The organism is Hymenobacter setariae (assembly GCF_007713685.1).
Classification (GTDB): Bacteria; Bacteroidota; Bacteroidia; order Cytophagales; family Hymenobacteraceae; genus Hymenobacter; species Hymenobacter setariae.
Genome location: NZ_VMRJ01000002.1, coordinates 848,340 through 868,532, shown reverse-complemented (window position 1 = coordinate 868,532; position 20,193 = coordinate 848,340). Strand labels below are relative to the sequence as shown.

14 protein-coding genes are annotated in these 20,193 nt (G+C 58.7%); 5 read left to right on the top strand and 9 right to left on the bottom strand.

All coding sequences use genetic code 11. The features are described from left to right. Window positions 1-199 precede the first annotated feature (199 nt). Complete coding sequence (locus tag FNT36_RS10055; protein ID WP_144847039.1) at window positions 200-754, bottom strand: GNAT family N-acetyltransferase; 555 nt, start codon at window positions 752-754, stop codon at window positions 200-202. Window positions 755-881: 127 nt separating this feature from the next. On the opposite strand from FNT36_RS10055, the gene hrpB reads away from it, so the two are divergent. Continuing rightward, a complete protein-coding gene (gene hrpB / locus FNT36_RS10050) occupies window positions 882-3,533 on the top strand; it encodes an ATP-dependent helicase HrpB (protein WP_144847037.1) in 2,652 nt (883 codons plus the stop codon). Window positions 3,534-4,022: 489 nt separating this feature from the next. Here the strand turns inward: hrpB and FNT36_RS10045 are convergent, their stop codons facing one another. Beyond that, window positions 4,023-5,222 carry a PA14 domain-containing protein gene (locus FNT36_RS10045; protein WP_144847035.1) on the bottom strand — a complete coding sequence of 400 codons (1,200 nt, stop codon included), beginning with the start codon at window positions 5,220-5,222 and terminating at the stop codon, window positions 4,023-4,025. Window positions 5,223-5,876: 654 nt separating this feature from the next. Between FNT36_RS10045 and FNT36_RS10040 the strand changes: the two genes are divergently transcribed. Continuing rightward, window positions 5,877-6,710, top strand: a complete 834-nt coding sequence (locus FNT36_RS10040) for an oxidoreductase (RefSeq protein WP_144847033.1) — start codon at window positions 5,877-5,879, stop codon at window positions 6,708-6,710. 104 nt (window positions 6,711-6,814) lie between these two features. Here FNT36_RS10040 and FNT36_RS10035 read toward each other — a convergent pair whose 3' ends face one another. From FNT36_RS10035 to FNT36_RS10010, 6 genes are all read right to left on the bottom strand, one after another. Then, complete coding sequence (locus FNT36_RS10035; protein WP_144847031.1) at window positions 6,815-8,272, bottom strand: hypothetical protein; 1,458 nt, start codon at window positions 8,270-8,272, stop codon at window positions 6,815-6,817. 132 nt (window positions 8,273-8,404) lie between these two features. Then, window positions 8,405-9,736 (bottom strand): dicarboxylate/amino acid:cation symporter, encoded by a 1,332-nt coding sequence (locus FNT36_RS10030; RefSeq protein WP_144847029.1) that lies wholly within the window; start codon window positions 9,734-9,736, stop codon window positions 8,405-8,407. A gap of 133 nt (window positions 9,737-9,869) precedes the next feature. Beyond that, the gene (pckA, locus tag FNT36_RS10025; protein WP_144847027.1) at window positions 9,870-11,495 is read right to left on the bottom strand and encodes a phosphoenolpyruvate carboxykinase (ATP); all 1,626 of its coding nucleotides are present in this window, start codon (window positions 11,493-11,495) and stop codon (window positions 9,870-9,872) included. Between the two features lie 95 nt (window positions 11,496-11,590). Next, window positions 11,591-12,928: an MFS transporter gene (locus FNT36_RS10020; RefSeq protein ID WP_233635818.1), complete on the bottom strand. Its 1,338-nt coding sequence runs from the start codon at window positions 12,926-12,928 to the stop codon at window positions 11,591-11,593. Window positions 12,929-13,105: 177 nt separating this feature from the next. After that, window positions 13,106-14,377 (bottom strand): sensor histidine kinase, encoded by a 1,272-nt coding sequence (locus FNT36_RS10015; RefSeq protein WP_144847025.1) that lies wholly within the window; start codon window positions 14,375-14,377, stop codon window positions 13,106-13,108. Then, the gene (locus FNT36_RS10010) at window positions 14,377-15,057 is read right to left on the bottom strand and encodes a response regulator transcription factor (protein WP_144847023.1); all 681 of its coding nucleotides are present in this window, start codon (window positions 15,055-15,057) and stop codon (window positions 14,377-14,379) included. Before FNT36_RS10010 ends, FNT36_RS10015 begins: the two co-directional genes overlap by 1 nt. 114 nt (window positions 15,058-15,171) lie before the next feature. Between FNT36_RS10010 and FNT36_RS10005 the strand changes: the two genes are divergently transcribed. Next, window positions 15,172-16,023, top strand: coding sequence for an FRG domain-containing protein (locus tag FNT36_RS10005; RefSeq protein ID WP_144847021.1), 852 nt, complete (start codon window positions 15,172-15,174; stop codon window positions 16,021-16,023). Window positions 16,024-16,106: 83 nt separating this feature from the next. Here FNT36_RS10005 and FNT36_RS10000 read toward each other — a convergent pair whose 3' ends face one another. After that, entirely contained in the window at window positions 16,107-16,286 is a 180-nt protein-coding gene (locus FNT36_RS10000; protein WP_144847019.1) for a hypothetical protein, read from the bottom strand. Between the two features lie 169 nt (window positions 16,287-16,455). Between FNT36_RS10000 and guaB the strand changes: the two genes are divergently transcribed. Together guaB and FNT36_RS09990 are read left to right on the top strand one after the other, a co-directional pair. Next, window positions 16,456-17,934 carry an IMP dehydrogenase gene (guaB, locus tag FNT36_RS09995; protein ID WP_144847017.1) on the top strand — a complete coding sequence of 493 codons (1,479 nt, stop codon included), beginning with the start codon at window positions 16,456-16,458 and terminating at the stop codon, window positions 17,932-17,934. Window positions 17,935-18,067: 133 nt separating this feature from the next. Further along, window positions 18,068-20,176 (top strand): PP2C family protein-serine/threonine phosphatase, encoded by a 2,109-nt coding sequence (locus tag FNT36_RS09990; protein WP_233635817.1) that lies wholly within the window; start codon window positions 18,068-18,070, stop codon window positions 20,174-20,176. The last annotated feature ends 17 nt before the right edge of the window (window positions 20,177-20,193 follow it).

The following is a 20,193-nucleotide window of genomic DNA, read 5'->3' as shown; positions in this document are numbered from 1 at the left end:
ATATCCTTTAGCCAATAGACCATGAAGACGCCCAACCATACCGACCCGGAAACCAAGAAAAAAGAAAAGAAAAACGAGGTGGACGAGCGCAGCAAGCCCGACGGCAAGAAGACGACCACTCAGAAGAAATAACCTGTCTGCTATCTAGCAAAAGAGCCCGGCTACGCACGTAGCCGGGCTCTTTTGCATAGGGCCTCTTTTAGCCCTGCAGTGTGGGGGCAGGCTCAACTACTCGCTCGAAGCGCACGTGGCCCTCTTGGGCAGGGCCCACCAGGGCAAAGCCATTGCGCACTAGCACTTGCTGCGAAGCAGGGTTGTCGGTGCGGGCATGGGCCACTAGCCGGCGCACCTGGCCGGTGGCGGCTGCCTGCTGCACCAGCCCGCCCACCAGTTCGGTAGCTAGGCCCTGCCCCCGCCAATCGGCGGCGATGGAGTAGCCTATTTCGGCCGTGCCCGCTGCATCGGGCGGCCCCATAAAGCCGCCGGTACCAATGAGCGTGCGCGGCGTGTCTCCTTCGGCTTTGCGCAGTGCATACCAGCCGTACCAGCCTGCGGCTTCGCGGCCGCCCGCCGTCAGCTTCTCTAAAAAATACTGCATGGCCTCGCGGTCATAGTCGCCGGGCGGCCAGTCGGTGGGCAAGGCGGCCCCTAGTAAAACTGGGAAATACTGGGGCTTGTGCAGCTCGGCAGTGAGCAGCGCTCGGCTGGCCGCTAGGATAATAAGACGTGGGGTCTGGACAATCAGTGGAATCATAGCTGCTATATACGGCCTGCGTTACCCAAGGAAGACACCTAGTGCCCGTAATTGTTGCTGCGCCAAGGTGGGTGGGCGGGCCCGCACACAAAAACTGCGGGCGAGCGCAAGGCGTAATTTTGGCTTGATGCCGCACTCATTTCGCCTTCCGCCCCTGCCCGACCTGCCCATAGTAGCGGCGCTGCCCGCATTGCGCGAGGCTCTAGCTACGCAGCCCCGCGTGGTGCTCGAGGCGCCGCCGGGCGCCGGCAAAACCACCGTGGTGCCCCTAGAGCTGCTGGCCGCCGAGTGGCGCGCGCCTAATCAAAAAATCCTGGTGCTGGAGCCGCGCCAGCTGGCAGCCCGTGCCGCGGCGGCCCGCCTGGCCCAGCTGCTCGGCGAGCCCGTGGGCCGCACGGTAGGCTACCGCGTGCGCCTCGACAGCCAGGTATCGGTCGATACGCGGGTGGAAGTCATCACCGAAGGCATCCTTACCCGCATGCTGCAAGACGACCCCGCGCTGGAAGATGTGGCCTGCGTGGTCTTCGACGAGTTTCACGAGCGCAGCCTCAATGCCGACCTAGGCCTGGCGCTAGCCCTCGATGCGCAGGCCGTGCTGCGGCCCGAGCTACGCATCTTGCTCATGTCGGCCACCTTGGAAGCGCAGCGGCTGGGCCAGTGGCTGCCGGCGCCCGTGGTATCGTCGGCGGGGTTTTTATTTCCTATCGAAACGCATTACCTCGACCCGCGCCGAGCCGCCGCCCTGCCGCCCAAGCCCAGCGAGCGCCTGGCCGAGCTAGTGCCGGGGCAGGTGCGCGCGGCCCTGGCCGCCCACGAGGGCGACGTGCTGGTGTTTCTGCCTGGCGTAGCCGACTTGCAGCGCATCGAGAAAAAACTCGGCGACAGCCTACTACCCACCACTGACCTGCACTTGCTGCACGGTGAGCTGCCCCTCGAAGCCCAACAGGCCGCTCTGCGCCCCGCGGCAGCAGGTAGGCGCAAGGTTATTTTGGCTACTAGCATCGCCGAAACCAGCCTGACCATCGAGGGCGTGCGAGTAGTGATTGATGGCGGCTTTGCCCGCGTGCCGCGCTTTGTGCCGCGCACGGGCTTCACCACCCTCGAAACAGTGCCCGTAGCTCAGGCCGCGGCCGACCAGCGCCGGGGCCGCGCCGGCCGCCTCGCGCCCGGCACCTGCTACCGCCTCTGGACTGAGGCCGAGCACTATCAGTTGCCCGCCCACCGCCCGCCCGAGATTCAGACAGCCGACCTCAGCGGCCTTGTGCTAGAGCTGGCTTTGTGGGGCACCCACGACCCTAGCAGCTTGCGCTGGCTCGATGTGCCACCTGTGGCCGCTGTGGCCCAGGCCCGCGAGCTGCTGGTGCGCCTAGGAGCAATGACTAATGGACGTCGTGAGCCCATTCTTGCCCAGAATGATAAGGCGGCATTATACTCATTACCCTTTACTCAAATTACTCAGCCTACGCCCCACGGCCGACAGCTTGCTAAACTAGGCCTGCCGCCGCGCCTAGGTCACCTAGTGGTGCGCGGCACCGACCTAGGGCACGGCCCCGCCGCTGCGGCCCTGGCTGCCTTGCTCGCCGAGCGTGACCTCCTGCGCTGGGCCACGCCCCACGACCCGCGCCCCCTGCCACCCGACCTGCGCCTGCGCCTAGAGGCGCTAGCCAGCAGCCGGCCGCCCCTAGTGGGGCTAGCGCTGCACCACGCCACCTTGCAGCGCGTGCGCGAGGTGGCGCGCCACTTGCAGGGGCGCTCGGGTAGCAAGCACTCTGCGTCACCTACGCAGGGTCTCACCTCGTCGCCGGTCGGGCTGCTGACGGCCCTGGCCTACCCCGACCGGCTGGCTCAGCGCGAAGCCCCCGACCGACTGCGCCTCATCACGGGCCAGCGCGTGAGCCTCAAGACCGAAGACGTAGACCCGCAAGCTCGCTTTTTTGCGGTGGCGTACTTGGCGGGCACGTCTGCTGCTCCTCGCGCCACTCTAGCCGCTCCGCTCGACCTAGAAGAGCTGGAAGCTGGCTTTGCTGAGCAAATCATCACCACCGAGGAAGTGCGCTACGATGCCACCGCGCAACGCGTGGTAGGCCGCCGCGTACGCCGCCTAGGGGCGCTAGTACTGGCCGAGAGCGTGATTGGCCAGCCCGACGCGATGCTGGTAGCGCAGGCCCTCCTAAGCTATTTGCAGGAAAGCGGCCTAAGCAAGCTTAACTGGACGGCCAGCGCTCGGCAGCTACAGCAGCGCCTTACTTTCTTGCACCAGCTACTGGGCGGCGCAGAATGGCCAGCCTTCGACGACGAGGCCTTGCTCACAGACTTGGCCACGTGGCTGGGCCCGCACCTAGCGGGCCTCAAGAGCCTCGACCAGGTGCAGCGTCTCGACCTCACCGAGCCTCTGCTGGCACGGCTACCTGGCGGCTGGGCCCAGCGCCAAGAGCTTGACCGCTTAGCGCCGGCCGCGCTCGAAGTACCCAGTGGCTCGCAGGTCTCGCTCGACTATAGTGACCCCACCGCCCCAGTCTTGGCCGTGAAGCTCCAGGAGCTATTCGGACTCACCGAGACTCCGACGGTGGCCGCTGGCCGAGTGCCATTGCTGCTGCATTTACTTTCGCCTGGTGGCCGCCCGGCCCAAGTAACGCGCGACTTGCGCTCATTTTGGGAAAAAGGCTACTTTGAGGTGCGTAAAGACTTGAAAGGCAAGTATCCCAAGCATCCATGGCCCGATAAGCCTATGGACCATATCCCAACTAAGCTCACCAAAAAGCGCCTAGGAGCGGCCTAAAATCTGACGTGCTAGCACAAGGAGTTCAACAGCTAGTACAAAATTTCACTCCCTAGTATATTTTCACAATGGCTATTACGCCCCCTTTTATTTTCCGCGAAATCACTCACAGCTAGACACATAGCCTAAAAAACAAATTGCCCATCTCAAACTGAGATGGGCAATCCAACTTTTCCTTTTCCTGTTTCTAGAAAATCTATTCGAACCCTCTTGCAGGCAACTACCTCAACCTAGCACGAGGCCACGGCTGATAGGGCGGTGAATAAATTATCTGATGCAAAATTACGGGCAAATCATGTAGGAACATGCAATTGACGACCATTGTGGTAAATTAGTCGCTCGATGGCCTCGCTTTCTCTGTAAACGCACTTAATAGCACCTAAGAGGAGGCAGCTCGACTGCAGGCATACTTCTTACTATAAGACATAAAAAAGCCGCTGCTTCGGGTCCGAAGCAGCGGCTTTTCTATACCTAGGGGCTTGGCAATTGCTAAATGCCTAGGGATATTTTTCGGCTGAAGGTGCCTGCGCTTGTCGTCAGCTTGAGCATATAAATACCGGTTGACATGCCTGGCTCTATCATTTGCAGCGAGCCGTTGGCCAGCGATACTTCCTGCTGGTATACTTGGCGGCCGCTCATGTCCAGTAGCTTCAGCAAGGCGGTTCCTACGTTGCCTGGCTGCACATTGAGGTAGAATGTACCATTGTTTGGCACCGGGTATATGCTAACCGTTAGCTCGACGGGCTTTATCTCTACTGCCTTGATGGGCGAATACACTGGTTGGCGGTCGCTTCGTAGCTGCTGTAAGCGGTAGTAGTTCCAGCCGTTGGCCGGTACCGGGTCAATGGCATCGTAGCTGCGGGCCATCATGGTGGTGGCCCCACCAGGCTGACGCAGCAAGTCCGTGAACACCTTGCCATCTAACGACTTCTGAATCACAAACCCCGTGCAGTTTTCTTCAGCAGCAGTTTCCCAGTTTAGGGCTACTTGCTGGTTGGTAGCCACCGCATCAAAGTGCATGAGCGTAGGCCGGATGGCCGCCGCCATTTGGTTATAAAGTACACCATTGGGTATCAGCTGCTTGGGCATATCGGGGCCGCTGTACTGCAGTACCAAGCCTTGGCTGCCGCCGTGTTCGCCATAGTCGACCCGCAGCGTATGCAAGCCCGCCGTAAGCGTCCAAGTGCTGGTCACTTCCCGATAAGGGAAGGAGTCACCTTTATTGAAAGCTATCGGCTGCGGGTTGTTATCAAGCCAGAGGTAAGCCGCATCATCCGAGCCAAGGTAAAACGTGTAGCTGCCGGTCGTAGTCACGTATAGCTGTCCTTGGAACCGGGCGCTAAACTCGTCGGGCCGATTGGGCGCGTAGTAAGTCGCTACGTTTCCGACGTAGAAGTTGTCATCCTCCGCTTCGGCAAAGTTTAGCTGCTCTACCGGGCGGTTGCGAATTGCTGGAGTGTTAGTGGTAAAGAAGCTGGCCTGGTCGTAGAAGTAGCCTCGGTAGTAGTCGGCCGACAGACCCGGCGAGCCTACTACTGGCGGCGATTGTGCCCGCGCAACAGATGACAGCAGCACGCTAATACCTAGCAGCAGGGCAAAGCAATTACGGAATTGACTATTACCACAAACGGGCCCAGAACGCCCCCGAAGAATGTAGAGAAATAGCATGGTGAGGATAAGTGGAATCATAGATTATTGCCTTCAGACGTAAGAAAGAAAAAATGGTTTTTCTTAAAAAAGCAAAGTTCTTTCTTTACTGAGCAATATTCAATCCAATTAAGTCTATTCTTTTACGAATAATTTTTTGCTTTTAATTCTGGCTATTCATTAATAATCAGAATTACCACAGTTTTCAATAAATATTTCATTTCTCTTTCACTTCAAAAAAATCAATTAGCGAGCACACTACCCACGCTACGCTTGGGCTTTAGCCTTTATTTAAATACAAATACGTGGTTATGTAAGCTATCTAATTTGCAAGTAGATAGCTATTGCTCTGCACTTAAGATGCAAATGCTTATATAAGCAAAACATCATATTAAGCAGATACCTGATGTAATTCAATTACAATTCAGTAGTAATAGCTTTTTATACACTGACTGCCACTAGGCTAGCGCTATTTCTCACCCCCACTTTGCTGTAAGTCGCCTCTATACTTTAAGTGCGCAATACGGGTTACACCACTCATTTTTTATTTTTCAGGTAGCAGCTCCTTTTTTCTTCTGCATACAGGCCGGTTAGTACCAAGCCGGACTCTGTGAGAGACCTAGGGCCGCTGGGCACGCCTAAACATTCTGAGCGTGCCATCCGTCTTAGCCACGTTCTTTTCTTTAGCTAAGCAGTATGTCTAAAAACTGGTTTATTACCGGCGTAAGTACCGGTTTTGGTAAGCACCTGGCCGAGTTGGCCTTGGCCCAGGGCGATAAAGTAGCCGCCACCTTCCGCAAGCAGGAGCAAGCCGATGAGTTTTCGGTCAAAGCCGGCGCCAATGGCAAGGGTTTGGTAGCCGATGTGGCCGACGAGGCCGCTGTGAAGCAGGCCGTGGCTGATGCCATTGCGGCGCTGGGTTACATCGACGTAGTAGTCAATAATGCCGGCTACGGTTCGATGGGCCCCATCGAGGAAGTGCCCGATGCCGAAGTGCAGCGGCAGTTCGACATCAATGTATTTGGGCCCCTGCGGGTGCTGCGGGCGGTGCTGCCGCACCTGCGCGAGCGTAAAAGCGGCCATATCCTCAACATTACCAGCATCGGCGGGCTGCGTGCGTTCCCGGGGGTGGGCATCTACAACGGCTCTAAGTTTGCGCTGGAAGGCATCGGTGAGAGCCTGGCCCAGCAAGTAGCGCCCCTAGGTATCCATGTGACTAATGTGGAGCCCAGTGGCTTCCGCACCGACTGGGCAGGTCGCTCGGCCACGTTCACCGAGCCGGCCATTGAAGATTACCGCCCCACGGCCGGCAAGAACATGGCTGACATCCAGGGCTACAGCGGGCAGCAGCCCGGCGACCCCGAGCGCGCCGCGCAAGCCATGTTTGACCTCGTGCGCATGGACAACCCGCCGCTGCACCTGCCCCTAGGCAAGGCTGCTGTGAAAGGCGCGCTCGATAAGTTTGCCACCATTACTAAGGAGGTAGAGCAATACGCTCACATCGGCAACGGTGCCGATTTCCCGAGCTAGCTCCTTGGTTTCCCTTTGCTTAAATACACAAAACCCCGGCCTGACAGGCCGGGGTTTTGTGTGTGCAGACGAAGCCGCCTAGGTACCACTTCACGGTCGTTCTACTACAGTATCACTTGAAGCTGCGTAGTTATCTCGGGCCGGTACTGCACGTTGTTGACATTGGTGAAATCGGGGCGGGCGCGGTAGTTAAGCGTGATTTTGGCTTGGTGGCCATCGAGCAGCACGTTCACGCCGCCGTCGAAAACGTGGACATCCCGCATGTTGCCCTCGCTCGTGCGCAGGCCCTCGTAGCGGCCGTGGATGTAGTCGGCATAAGGCTGCAGACGCACCTTGGGGCCGAGCAGCTTTTTGGGCAGCAAAAAGCCGGTCTGAATGGTTTGGGCCGTGCCGGTGCCGAGCAGGGGCACGGCGTTGCCACGCAGCGTGGCCGTGCCGGTGCCGGGGTTCATGGTGCCGCCGTAGCGCACAAAGTTGGACCCCATGTTGTAGCGATAGGCGGCGGCATACAGCGTGAAGGCCGTTTGCTGAGCCGTGTCCACGGGCGTGTCGTAGAAGAGGTCGGCCGCAATGGTGCTAGTGTTTTGCTTCTCGTAAGGGATGGTCCAGACATTGGTGGGCAACGTGGCGGGGTTAGCCGCGGTGCGCGTGTACATACCGTCTTTGTAGAATAAGAAGCCCGCGCCGAGGTTGAGCACCCGCCGCGCCCCTAGGTAGCAGCCCACCTGAAAGGGCACGAGGTTGGCTTCCTTATCCAGAAACTCCCAGTCAAAATAGCCCTGGTACACCATGCCGCGGGCACGCGGGTTGAACTGGGCCACGCCCGTGGTAAGGGTGGCCGGCGTGCTAGTGAGGTTACTGCGGAAGGCATCGTTGACCGACAGCTTGTAGTCGAAGCTCTTGACCCGGCCGCGCACATACATACCTAGGCCGCGCCCGGTCTGGTCGATGGCGTCGATGACGGGCCACTGCGTACCCGGCACATCGAGCGTGAGCAGCGAAAAGGCCGCGAAGCTAGTCTGGCGCGAAATACCGTTGACGTAGTGCAGGCCGCCGCCAAAGTTGAGGTATTTGTTAATCTTATACTCTACCAGCGCGTCGTGCAAAAAGAAGAGCGGTTTCTTGCCGGGACCCGTCGCCTCGCCGGGCGCACCGCCCGAAATAGTGGTTTGCACATTAATACCCAGCTGAGTAATAATAAGAAAGCGCGGATTGAGCTGGGCTACCAGCAGCACCCGCGAGCGCCGGATGCCAAAGTCTACTTGGTCGTAGGCCAGCTCCTCAGTGGCATTAGTAGTGTTAGAGTTGTTCTCGGTGTACTTGGCCCAGAACTGGTGGGCCGTCATCACGCGCACGTACTTGGAGCCGTCGGGCGAGAGGTTGATTTTCATGCCGCCCGCGTAGGGCGCCGACTTGGTAGGGGCCGGTGCGGGCTTGGGTAGCTGCACTGGGGCCGGGTCGGGGGCCTTGCCCGTAGAAGGTGGCACCACTACCTGGGCCTGGGCCGTAGCACCTAGCAGCAATAAGCTCGCGGCAAGCAGGCGGCCGTAAAAAGCACTCATTATCAATAACGTAAAGTGGGTGGGAATGAAAGAAAAAGAGCAAGGCGCGGCCCGCTTTCGACCTAGGCCGAAAAAAGACAGTACCCGATTGTGTTGTTATTGGGGTGAGAGACACTTACCCCAGCGAGGAATCTAGTGCCGCGCTATTTCCACGAGCGGCAGCTCGGCCACCGGCTCGGCGGCACGCGCATCTGGTACCGAATTGCCTTGCAAGGCCAGTTGGTAGCGCGCCTCGTCAAACTCGCCCTCGCTCTTGGCAATCACCAGCGTCGCCACGCCGTTGCCGATAACGTTGGTAATGGCGCGGGCCTCGCTCATGAAGCGGTCGACGCCCAGCAACAGCGCTACGCTCTCGACCGGAATAACCTTGGTGGCCGCCAGCGTAGAAGCCAATACGATGAAGCCCGAGCCCGTGACGCCCGCCGCGCCCTTGCTCGTAACTATCAGAATAGCAATGAGCGTGAGCTGCTGCGTGAAGGAAAGCGGAATATTAAAGGCCTGGGCCAGAAAAATAACCGCGATGGACAGGTAGATAGAAGTGCCGTCCAGGTTAAAGGAATAGCCCGTGGGAATAACCAACCCGGCCACCGAACGCGAGCACCCTAGGCGCTCCATCTTATCTATCATGCGCGGCAGCGCCGACTCCGACGACGACGTGCCGAGCACCAGCAGGATTTCTTCTTTTATAAAGCGCAAATAGGGACCTAGGCGCAACTTATAGTAGCGCAAGATGAGATTGAGCACTACGAAGATGAAGAGGAACATCGTCGTGTACACGACCAGCATAAGCTTGCCTAGCGGCAGCAGCGTGGCAATACCATACTTGCCAATAGTGAAAGCCATGCCGCCAAACGCGCCCAGCGGGGCCAACTTCATCACGATGGCCAGCACCCCAAACATGGCGTGCGATAACCGGTCAAAAGTCTTTACCAATGGCTGAGCCACCTGACCCATACGATTGAGCGCCAAGCCGAAAAGCACCGCAAACAGTAGCACTTGCAAAATGTCGCCCTTGGCAAAGGCCTCGACTACGTTGCTAGGCACAATGTGGGTGAAGAACTCAACCCAGTTCATCTCGCCCGCTTTCTCGGTGAATTTAGCGGCTTCTTCAGCTTTCTTGCTGTCGTGTAGCACAGCCTGGGCGGTGGCCTGTACCCCCGCGCCGGGATGGGTCAGGTTGGCCACCCCGATGCCGATGGCCAGGGCCAGCGTCGTCACTATTTCGAAGTAAAGAAGAGCTTTACCGCCCACACGGCCCACTTTCTTCATGCTGCCCATGCCCGCAATGCCGAGCACAACAGTCAGGAAAATGATGGGCGCAATCAACATTTTGATGAGGTTGATAAACGTGTCGGCCACTGGCTTGAGTGCCGCGCCGAACTTAGGAAAAAGCGCGCCCACCACTACCCCTAGGGCAATGGCCGTGAGCACCTGCACGGTAAGGTTAGAATACCAGCGTTTCATACTAAAGCAAAGAGAAGAGGGTGGGAATGTAGCGGTAGTAAGGCTAAGGCACGGCCCAGTGAAGCTTTTTGAAGACCACGCCCTACCAAGCCAGAAGCCTTAAGACAATTGCCGAGTAAGGGCAGCTAGCGACCTAGACGGGCTGCTCGGCAGCAACCTTTGGCGCGCCAGCTAAGATGTCGGCGCTGGCATAGTCAGCGTACTTCTGGAAATTGTCTACGAATTTCTGAGCCAGGTCGGCGGCCGTAGCGTCATAGGCGGCGGCATTGGCCCAGGTTTGGCGCGGGTCGAGCAGGTGGGTCGGCACGCCAGGCACGGCGGCCGGCACCAGCACCCCAAACACTGGATGCGGGTGGAAATCGACCTCGTTGAGTTGGCCAGTGAGGGCAGCTGTAATCATAGCGCGGGTGTAGCTCAGCTTCATGCGCGAGCCGGTGCCATAGCTGCCGCCCGTCCAGCCGGTGTTTACCAGCCACACGCTTACCTCAGGGTGCTCGTCCATCTTTTGGCCCAGCATTTCGGCGTAGCGAGTGGGATGCAAGGGCAGAAACACCTGCCCAAAGCAAGCCGAAAACGTGGTTTGCGGCTCGGTAATATCCATTTCGGTGCCGGCTACCTTGGCCGTGTAGCCGCTCATGAAGTGGTACATGGCGTGGCTCTTATCGAGCTTGCTAATGGGGGGCAGCACGCCAAACGCATCGGCAGTGAGAAAAAAAATGTGCTTGGGCGCGGCACCCACTGAGGGCTCCACCGCATTGGCGATGTACCCTAGGGGATAGGCCGTACGGGTATTTTCGGTGACGCTCGTGTTAGCATAGTCCACGGTGCGGGTGCCGGGCACAAAGCGCGTATTCTCGACAATGGAGCCAAACCTGATGGCCTGCCATATTTCGGGCTCCTTCTCCTGGCTTAGGTCAATGACCTTGGCGTAGCAGCCGCCCTCGAAGTTGAAGATGCCAGCCGCGGGGGTCCAGCCGTGCTCGTCGTCACCAATGAGGCCACGGTTAGGGTCGGCCGACAGCGTGGTTTTGCCAGTACCCGAGAGGCCGAAGAAAATGGCCGTTTCACCGTCGGCACCCACGTTGGCCGAGCAATGCATGGGCAGCGTGTCCTGCTCATGGGGCAGCAGGTAGTTCAGCACCCCAAAGATACCCTTTTTCATTTCGCCGGCATAGGCCGTGCCCCCAATGAGAATCAGTTTCTTAGTGAAGTTGAGTATGGCGAAATTGGCTTGCCGGGTGCCATCCACGGCTGGGTCGGCCTCGAAGCCAGGCGCGCAGATAATGCTAAAATCGGCCGCCCAGGTAGTGTCCGCACCTGCCTCAGGGCGCAGAAACAGGTTATAGGCAAACAGATTGTGCCAGGCCAGCTCATTCACCACGCGCAATTTGAGCTGGTAGTCGGGGTTGGCACCGGCGTAGCCTTCGCGCACATATAGAGTCTTGTCGGCTAGGTAGGCCACCATTTTCTGGTGCAGCTGGTCAAACTTGTCCGCTTCGAAGGGGATGTTTACCTCGCCCCACCACACGCTGCTCGCCGTCTTTTCGTCGCGCACCACAAACCGGTCCTTGGGCGAGCGGCCGGTAAATTTACCCGTATCGGCCATGAGCGCACCGGTGTCGGTGAGCACGGCCTCGCCGCGGCACAGCGCAGATTCGACTAAGGCGGCAGGCGGCAGGTTCAGACATACCTCGCTGGCTTGGCTAATACCTAGCGGCTGAAGACGTTGCAATGCGTTGGCGGTGAGGGTAGTATTCATACGAGTGGGGTGGGAAAGGGTAATGCAGTTACAGAAGCCCTCGCGAGCAGCGCGAAGCTTATCTGATTCAAATCCAGCAAGTAGTTGATAATCACCTAGGGCCTTGCGGCCTGGCCGAGCGGCCGGGTAGGCCGGGTAGGCCGGGTTTCGGCCATCGTCAAGAAGAGCAGGAGCGAGATGCCAATGCAGCCTGCGATGTAGTAGTAGAAGTAGGCCTCGTGGCCCGCGCCCTTGCACCACAGGGCGATGTACTCGGCCGTGCCACCAAATACGGCTACCGTGAGCGCGTGCGGCAACCCGATACCTAGGGCCCGGATTTCGACCGGAAACAGCTCAGCCTTCACCACGGCATTGATGCCGCTATAGCCGCTCACAATGGTGAGCGCCACGAGCAGCAGCCCCAGCGCCGCCCACGGACTGCTGGTGTGGCTGAGCGCCATGAGCAGGGGCACTGTGCCCAAGGCCCCAAACACCCCGAAAAACAGCAGCAGCGGCCGCCGCCCAATGCGGTCGGATAGCGCCCCAAACACTGGTTGCAAGGCCGCAAACCCCAGCAAAGACAGAAAGCAGATATTGGCCGCGGCCGACTTGCTCATGTGCGTGGTATTCACCAAAAACTTGGGCATGTAGGCCGTGAAGGTGTAAAACGCCAGCGTGCCGCCCATGGTGAGCCCCACCACCGTGAGCACGGCACGCGGATGCTGCCGCAGCACCCGCAAGCTGCCGCGCCGCTCCTCGGGCGTGTGCCGCTGCGCTTCAAAATCGCTGGTTTCGTCGAGGTTGCTGCGCAGCAGCAGCGCCACCACTGACAAAGCCGCACCAATGGCAAATGGAATACGCCAGCCCCAGGCCAGCAACTGTACCTCGCTGAGCAGCCACTTTTGCAGCACCAGTTGGATACCTAGGGCCAGCAACTGCGCCACTATAAGGGTCAGATACAAGAAGCTGGAATAGAAGCCCCGGCGCTGCGGCGTCGCCATCTCAGCCAAATACGTGGCCGATACGCCATACTCACCGCCTACGCTCAGGCCCTGCAACAGCCGGGCCGTGAGCAGCATCACCGGGGCGACGAGGCCTACCGTTTGATAGGTAGGCGTAAGGGCAATGAGCAGGGAGCCCAGCGACATGAGCAGCACCGACAAAGTCATGGACTGCTTGCGGCCCACCTTGTCGGCTATGCGCCCAAACATCCAACCCCCAATAGGCCGCATCAGGAACCCTAGGGCGAAGATGCCAGCCGTGTGCAGCAACTGCGCGGTGGCGTCGTCAGAGGGAAAAAAGGAGCCCGAGAAGTACAGCGAGAATGCTGAGAAAACGTACCAATCGTACCACTCCACTAGATTACCCACCGAACCGCTTAGAATAGCCCGCAGTCGGCGATTGGAAATATTTTCCGGCCGGGCGGGCTTCGCGCTAGCAGAGGGGGCAAGCAAAACGGGCGAGAGCAGTTGAGCCACCGAAGTGTGGGAATTGGGAAGGGCGAGAGTGGGATGTCTTGCCGGAGTAAGTATTCACTCACCCTAGAAGACGATACAAAGGAGAAACCCAATTTTATAGAAATTTCAAATAAACCTTATGATTTACTTGAAATTTCACGCGCCCCAATTCTTCTACTCCGCTAGCGCCCCAAAAACCACGCGCAAGCGGTGCCACCCCTCCGCATACTCGTAGCTGACCTGGTGCCCGTACAACTCGCCGATGCGCCTAACAATGGCCAGCCCAATCCCAATAGAATCAAGAGCCGCATTGCCTTTCTTAAAACGCCCAAATAACTCCTCAACCGGGGCCGTTGGCGCGAGCCCCGTATTGGCTAGCAGCAGCTCTATGGCTGACAGCTCTACCCGCACCTCGCCATCAGGCACATTGTGCCTGATGGCATTGCTAAATAGATTATTAAGCAGCAATTGCGCCAGCGATTCATCGAAAGGCACGCGCACTCCAGCCGCCACGTGCTGGCTAGTGGTGAGGCCCTTCATCTCAGCTAGGTCGGCAAAAGCGGCTTCGGTGGCCGGCACCAACTGGCTGAGGTCGGCTAGGTCGCTGGGACGCGACTCGTAGTGTTCAAGCTTGGCGAGCAGCGTGAGGGCCTGGTTGATTTTGGCGAGGCGCTCTAGCTCGTCGTGCATTGCAGCAAGTGTGCGCAATTGCTTCTCAGCTAGCTCGTCCGCATCCATCAGCAGCTCTATTTTGGCCTTGATACTGGCGATGGGCGTTTGGAGCTCGTGCGAGGCATTTTCTGAAAACTCTTGCAGGCCCTGGTAGTCACGCTGGGCGCGGGCCGTCATGCGCACCAGAAAGCTATTAAGTTCTTCAAACTCGGCGGTGCGAGTAGGGGGCAGGTCGATGGGCGTTTTCTGCCCTAGCTGAAACTGCTGGATGCCCCGCAGCGTGGCATTGAAGGGCCGCAGAATACGCCAGGAAATCAACTCACTCAGTATCACCACCAGAGCTAGCAGGAATACGAACGTCCAGGCAAACACCAATATCAAGCCCGTGAGGTACACGTCACTCGGCTCAATCACCGAGGCGCGGCTGGTGATGGCGTAGCGCGATGGCCCGACGAGCGGATAAGTGGTGAGGCGCACCACCACCACCCGCGCTTGCAGGGCCGGGTCCCACTCTGGGCGCACTAGCACCGTGCGCGGCCGCCCTAGGGTGTCGGGTAGCAGCTGAACGCGCACATTAGGACGTCCGAACTCGCCAGCAGCGTCGCGGCTGCTAAGCAGGCGGGTGGCCACTACCTCATTCAAGTGCTCGAGCCGGCCGATAGTAGCCTGCGTGACGCTACGCGACAAAGCCGCATACACGATAGCAAACCCGATGCTGAGCACGAAAAACGTGATAACCGCGTAGGCGATGGTGTAGCGATAATTAAGCTTCACTACTCGGGTGCATTTAGCTTATACCCAAAACCATACACTGTGCTGATATAGTCTTGGCCACCCGCGTCGGTTATTTTCTTGCGCAGGTTTTTGACGTGTTGATACACAAAATCCACACTGTCTAGGTTGTCGGTGTAGTCGCCCCAGAGGTGCGCCGCAATGGCCTGGCGCGTCAGCATCCGGCCCTTATTATTGATGAAATAGAGCAGCAGGTTGGTTTCCTTGCGGGTAAGATTCAGCAGCTTACCGCCCACCCGGCACTCCAGCGACTCTAGGTCGGCGGTGATGTCGCGAAACGTGACGATGTTGTTTTTGTGCGGGCTGCGGCGGCGCATAATGGCCTTGATGCGCGCATGCAGTTCTGGCAGCGGAAACGGCTTCGTGATGTAGTCGTCGGCCCCTTCGCTGAGACCAGTGAGCTTAAAATCGAGCGCGTTTTGGGCTGAGATAATAACGACGCTGCTTTCTACGCCTTCCTTGCGCAGTAGCTTGAGCAGGTTGATGCCGTTGCCATCGGGCAGCATAATATCGAGCAACACACAATCGTAGCTAAACAGCGCCAGCTTTTCACGCGCCTCGTCGAAGGTGCTCGCCACCTCACAGATGTAGTGCTCCTGCACGAGGTAGCTGGCAATGCTCCGCGCCAGTTCGGCGTGGTCTTCAACGAGCAAAATTTTCATGGTGGGTGGGGCAGAAGCTTAGTGCTTCAAAAATACACCGAACCCACCGCCGCGCCTATGGCAGTAAGCTGCGCGCTAGCCTAGAGAGCAGGCCCGTGCTTTTACCTTAGCCCCATGCCCGCACCTCCCTCCTACTCCGCCAACGACTTTGAAGCCCAGAGCTGGCAGCATCTGCAAGACCTGGTTTTCCGCGATACCTGGGATGCGCGCCTCGGTCGCTACCGCTCGCCGTTTGTGTACCGCGGCATGCGCAGCTTTGGCTACACGCTCAGCACCAGCTTGCAGCGCCTAGGTGGCAATTACCACGAGCTAGAACACCACCTGCTGCGCAACTTCCGCAAATACGCCCGCGATACCACTACACCGCCCAGCGCCACCGTCTGGGACTGGCTGGCGCTGGCCCAGCACCACGGCCTGCCCACGCGCCTGCTCGACTGGACTTACTCGCCCTACGTGGCCCTGCACTTCGCTACCGACGACCTGCACGCTTACCACCAGGACGGTATTATTTGGGCGCTCAACTACGTGAAGGCCGCCGACCAACTGCCCCCCGCCCTGCAAGGCGTGTTGGCCCGTGAGGGCTCCAACGTATTCACCTCCGAGCTGCTGTCGCCCGCCGCACCTTCGCTCCCCGCCTTGCAAGACCTCCAGGAAGAGCCCTTCGTGCTTTTTCTGGAGCCGCCTTCCCTCGACACGCGCATCGTACATCAGTACGCCTTGTTTTCGTGCATGAGCACCCCGCAGGCCCTGCTGCATAATTGGCTGGCCGAGCGACCCGAGCTCTTCTTTCGCATTCGCATTCCGGCGCGCCTCAAGTGGGAAGTACGCGACAAGCTCGACCAGGCTAATATCACCGAGCGCGTGCTCATGCCAGGGCTGGGAGGCCTCAGCCGCTGGCTGCACCGGCACTATTCGTCGGCGCAGGGCCGGCCTATTACGGGCGAAGGCGCCGAGCTACCAGGCTAAAGCTACCACCAACGCAAAGCGCCGCTGCCTAGGTAGGCAGCGGCGCTTTGCGTTAAGTTAAGGTTATTTTATTGACCTAGAGATTAGTGGCGGCCGTAGCCATAGCCATACCCCCGGTCGTGGTGGCCGTGGCCATGGCCACGGTCGTAGCCTCGGCGGCCATAGCCACGGCCCCGGTCATGTTCGTGCACTACGCACGAGCTCAGCGTGATACTTCCAAGTACTAGGAGGGGCAGAGCCCGACGAAAAAGGAGCGACAACATAATAGTAAGTCTGTTTAGGGAAGGTTGGAGAAAATCGAGAACGTATATCCCTAAACGAAGACCGTGCCAGAAAGATGAGCCCTCAGTATAAATACGCATTGGGTACGTCGGCACAATCTGACGTATATTTGTCTGGCAATACGGTTTTCCTGCTAAACCCCCTGTTGCTATGGCCGACCCCGCCACCCCAAAAATCGCCTTCGAGGCTCTGACCTACGACGACGTACTGCTGCTGCCCGCTTACTCAGAGGTATTGCCTCGCGACTGCGACCCCAGCACCCAACTCACCCCCCGCATTCGGCTGCACCTGCCCCTCATCTCGGCCGCAATGGATACCGTGACCGAGGCCGATATGGCTATTGCGCTAGCTCAGGAGGGTGGCCTAGGTATCATTCACAAGAACATGAGTGTGAAGGCCCAGGCCAATCAGGTGCGCCGCGTCAAGCGCTCCGAGTCGGCCCTCATCCAGGACCCCTTCACTCTGCCGCCTACCGCCACTCTCGCCGATGCGCGTAGCCTCATGCGCCAGCACAACATTGGGGGTATTCCGATTATCGAAGACGACCGCCGCCTGGTAGGTATCATCACCAGCCGCGACCTACGCTTCGAGAAAGATTTCACGGCGCCGGTTTCGACTATCATGGTTCCGCTTTCGCGCCTAGTAGCTGCCCCGGCTGGCATCGACCAGCGCGCGGCCGAGGATATGCTGCAAGACAAGAAGGTGGACAAGCTGCCGCTCGTGGATGAGCAGGGTCGCCTCACCGGCCTGATGACCTACAAGGACATTCGCAAGCGCCGCCGGGCTCCGCACGCCAGCAAAGACCACCTAGGGCGCCTGCGCGTAGGTGCGGCCGTTGGCGTCACCGCCGATTTGCTCCAGCGCGTGGCTGCTCTGTACGAGGCAGGCGTCGACCTCATCAGCGTTGACACCGCCCACGGCCACAGCAAGGGCGTGCTCGATGCCGTGCGCCTCATCAAGAAAGAATACCCGAACCTAGACGTGATGGCCGGCAACGTAGCCACCGCCGCCGGAGCACGCGCCCTGGCCGACGCCGGCGCCGATGTCGTGAAGGTGGGTGTGGGCCCCGGTTCCATCTGCACCACTCGCATTATTGCGGGCATTGGCGTGCCGCAGCTATCGGCCGTGATGGAAGCTGCCCGCGGCCTGGAAGGTACTGGCATTACACTAGTGGCCGACGGCGGCATTAAATTTTCAGGTGATATCGTGAAGGCCCTCGCGGGTGGCGCGGCTGCCGTGATGGTGGGCTCGCTGCTAGCCGGCACCGAGGAGGCCCCCGGCGACCTCATCATCTATGAAGGCCGCAAGTACAAGAGCTACCGCGGCATGGGTTCAGTCGAGGCCATGGAAGACGGCTCGAAGGACCGGTACTTCCAAGATGCGGAAGACGACGTGAAGAAACTAGTACCCGAAGGCATTGTGGGCCGGGTCCCCTTCAAGGGCGATGTCAATGAGGTTCTGTACCAATTGGCCGGGGGCCTACGGGCCGGCATGGGCTACGTGGGTGCCGCCGATTTGCCTGCCCTGCAAGCAGCCCAGTTTGTACGCATCACGGGGGCTGGCCTACGCGAAAGCCACCCGCACGATGTGCAGATTACTCGAGAAGCGCCTAATTATTCGAGTCGCTAACTCTAACAGCGGCGGCATGCCCTAGGGTAGGCCGCCGCTGTTGGTACTGGCTCAAGGTGTATTTTTGCTTTTCCAACGGCCAGCGGAGAATAGCGGGATATTAGCGCCGATGGGGTTTACCTTCACGCTTCTTATGCCCAAAATTCGCCATTCTGCTTGGTTTCTGGTAGCTGCCGGCTTGTGCTGGCTCATGCTGCTACTCAGCACCTTAAGCCGAGGGCAACCCATTCCAGGCCTGTCAGCCGACTGGCCACGTTGGGTGCTGCTAGTAGCGCAAGGAAGCTTTGCAGCTTGCGTGTTTCTTTACATGCGGGTGCAGCCCGATGCGCTGGTTGGCCAAAATTTTATCGGGCTGCTGCGAGTGCTTTTCCGCCGAGGACTAACACTTAGCGTGGCCCTTATGGTGCTTATCGGGGTTGACCGCGCAGCGGCGGCGCACGCACTCCCCTTGCCCGGCAACATTATCACCGCCGTGGTGTATACCATTGCGCTGGCCCTATTCATCATCTTTCTGGCCCAAACGCTTTATGCTTGGCGCTCGCTGGTCAGCTTTCGAGGTGGCGCCAAGCTGCGGCGCGAATGGCTGGTTTTTGAGCTAACCCTAGGGCTGGCTCTGCTAATGCAATTGCTCGTGTGGCAGATGTCACCGGGCTTACGGCTTGGGATAGGCATTGGGCTGGCGTTGTTTGGGGTGTACCTAAGTGGGCACCAGCGCTGGGTAGCCTACCTCAACAATTCGCAGAAGTGGCAGGCTATCTTACTGCAACTGGGCATTCTAGGCTTTACCCTGCTGTTTTTGTTTTACCTGCGCAATGCCCAGGCCGACCCTGTATTACTAGCGCCCGCTACGCAGCTTTCTTTTTTGGTACTGAGCTCGTTTTTCGCCAGCTTCTACGCCATTGCAGGTTTGCTGATTACGTTGTTCAACCTCCCAATTGCCGAAGTTTTTGAGCAGCGGCGGGCCGAAATTCTGGGCTTGCAGCACCTGAGTCAGATTATTCAGCGTGGCCAATCAGCGCCTGAAATCTACCAGATGCTATTCAACTCGGCTATTCAAACGATTAAGGCTAATGCGGCCGTCTTGCTACCCGAGCGCCAGCCTGGCGAGTTAGCTAAGTCGCCGCTCACACCATTGCGCTATCAGTTTGCCGCCGATGATATCTCCCTGTTAGCGCCACTGCTCGCGCCGCTGCCAGGTACGCTGCGCGCGCCAGAGCTGATTGATAATAACCTAGAGCGCTCTAAGCGCCTAGAAGCCCTTAGCACGCCTTACGGGTCTATGGCAGTGCTACCGCTGCAGAGTGCCACGCACAATTACGGCTCGCTGCTGCTCCTGCACAAGGAGCCGCACGCGTTTGACTCGGAGGTTCTTAGCATTCTGCACACCTTCACGGCCCAAACGGTACTTAGTCTCGAAAACCTACAGCTTGCGCAAGAATCGCTCAGCAATCAGCGCACGCAAGACGAGCTCCGCATTGCGGCACTGGTGCAGGAGCGCCTCATTCCGAAGCGCCTGCCCACCGACGACTGGTTTGAAATCAGCACCTATGCCCAGGCGGCCAAGGAAGTAGGTGGCGACTTCTACGACTTTTTGCACTTGCCGGGCCAAAAACTAGCAGTGCTCATCGGTGACGTATCGGGCAAAGGGGTTACGGCGGCTTTCCACACCGCCCAGATGAAAGGCATCTTCCACGCCCTGATGCAAGCCAACCCATTGGCCAAAAAAGAGCGCGACCGCTACCCCGACCCGCACCGCTTTATGGTGCAGGCTAATGAGGCCCTCACGCACTGCCTAGAGCGCTCGTCGTTTATCACGGCTGCCTTTTACCTGATTGATTACCAAGCCGGAGGCTTCAGTTTTGCACGAGCTGGGCATTGCCACACGCTCTATTACCACTCCATTAAGGAAGAAGTTAGCTACTTTCGCACGGAGGGTCTGGGCCTAGGTATCATTCGCGATGCGGGCTACGAGAAGCACGTCAAAAATCAATTTTGGGATTATAATCCCGGCGATGTCATGGTTATTTACACCGATGGCATTGTGGAAGCCCGCGATGGCGAGGGCAATGAGTATGGCGAGGAACGCCTGCGCCAGATGCTAGAAGCCTGCTTTTACCAATCGGCCGAAGAAATCAACGAACACTTGCGCCACGATGTGCAGGAGTTTAGCAGCGGCCAGCCCTTGCACGACGACCAAACACTACTCGTCATCAAGTTCAAAGCGGCCCAACCCCACACCTAACCCTACGTATGGGGCTC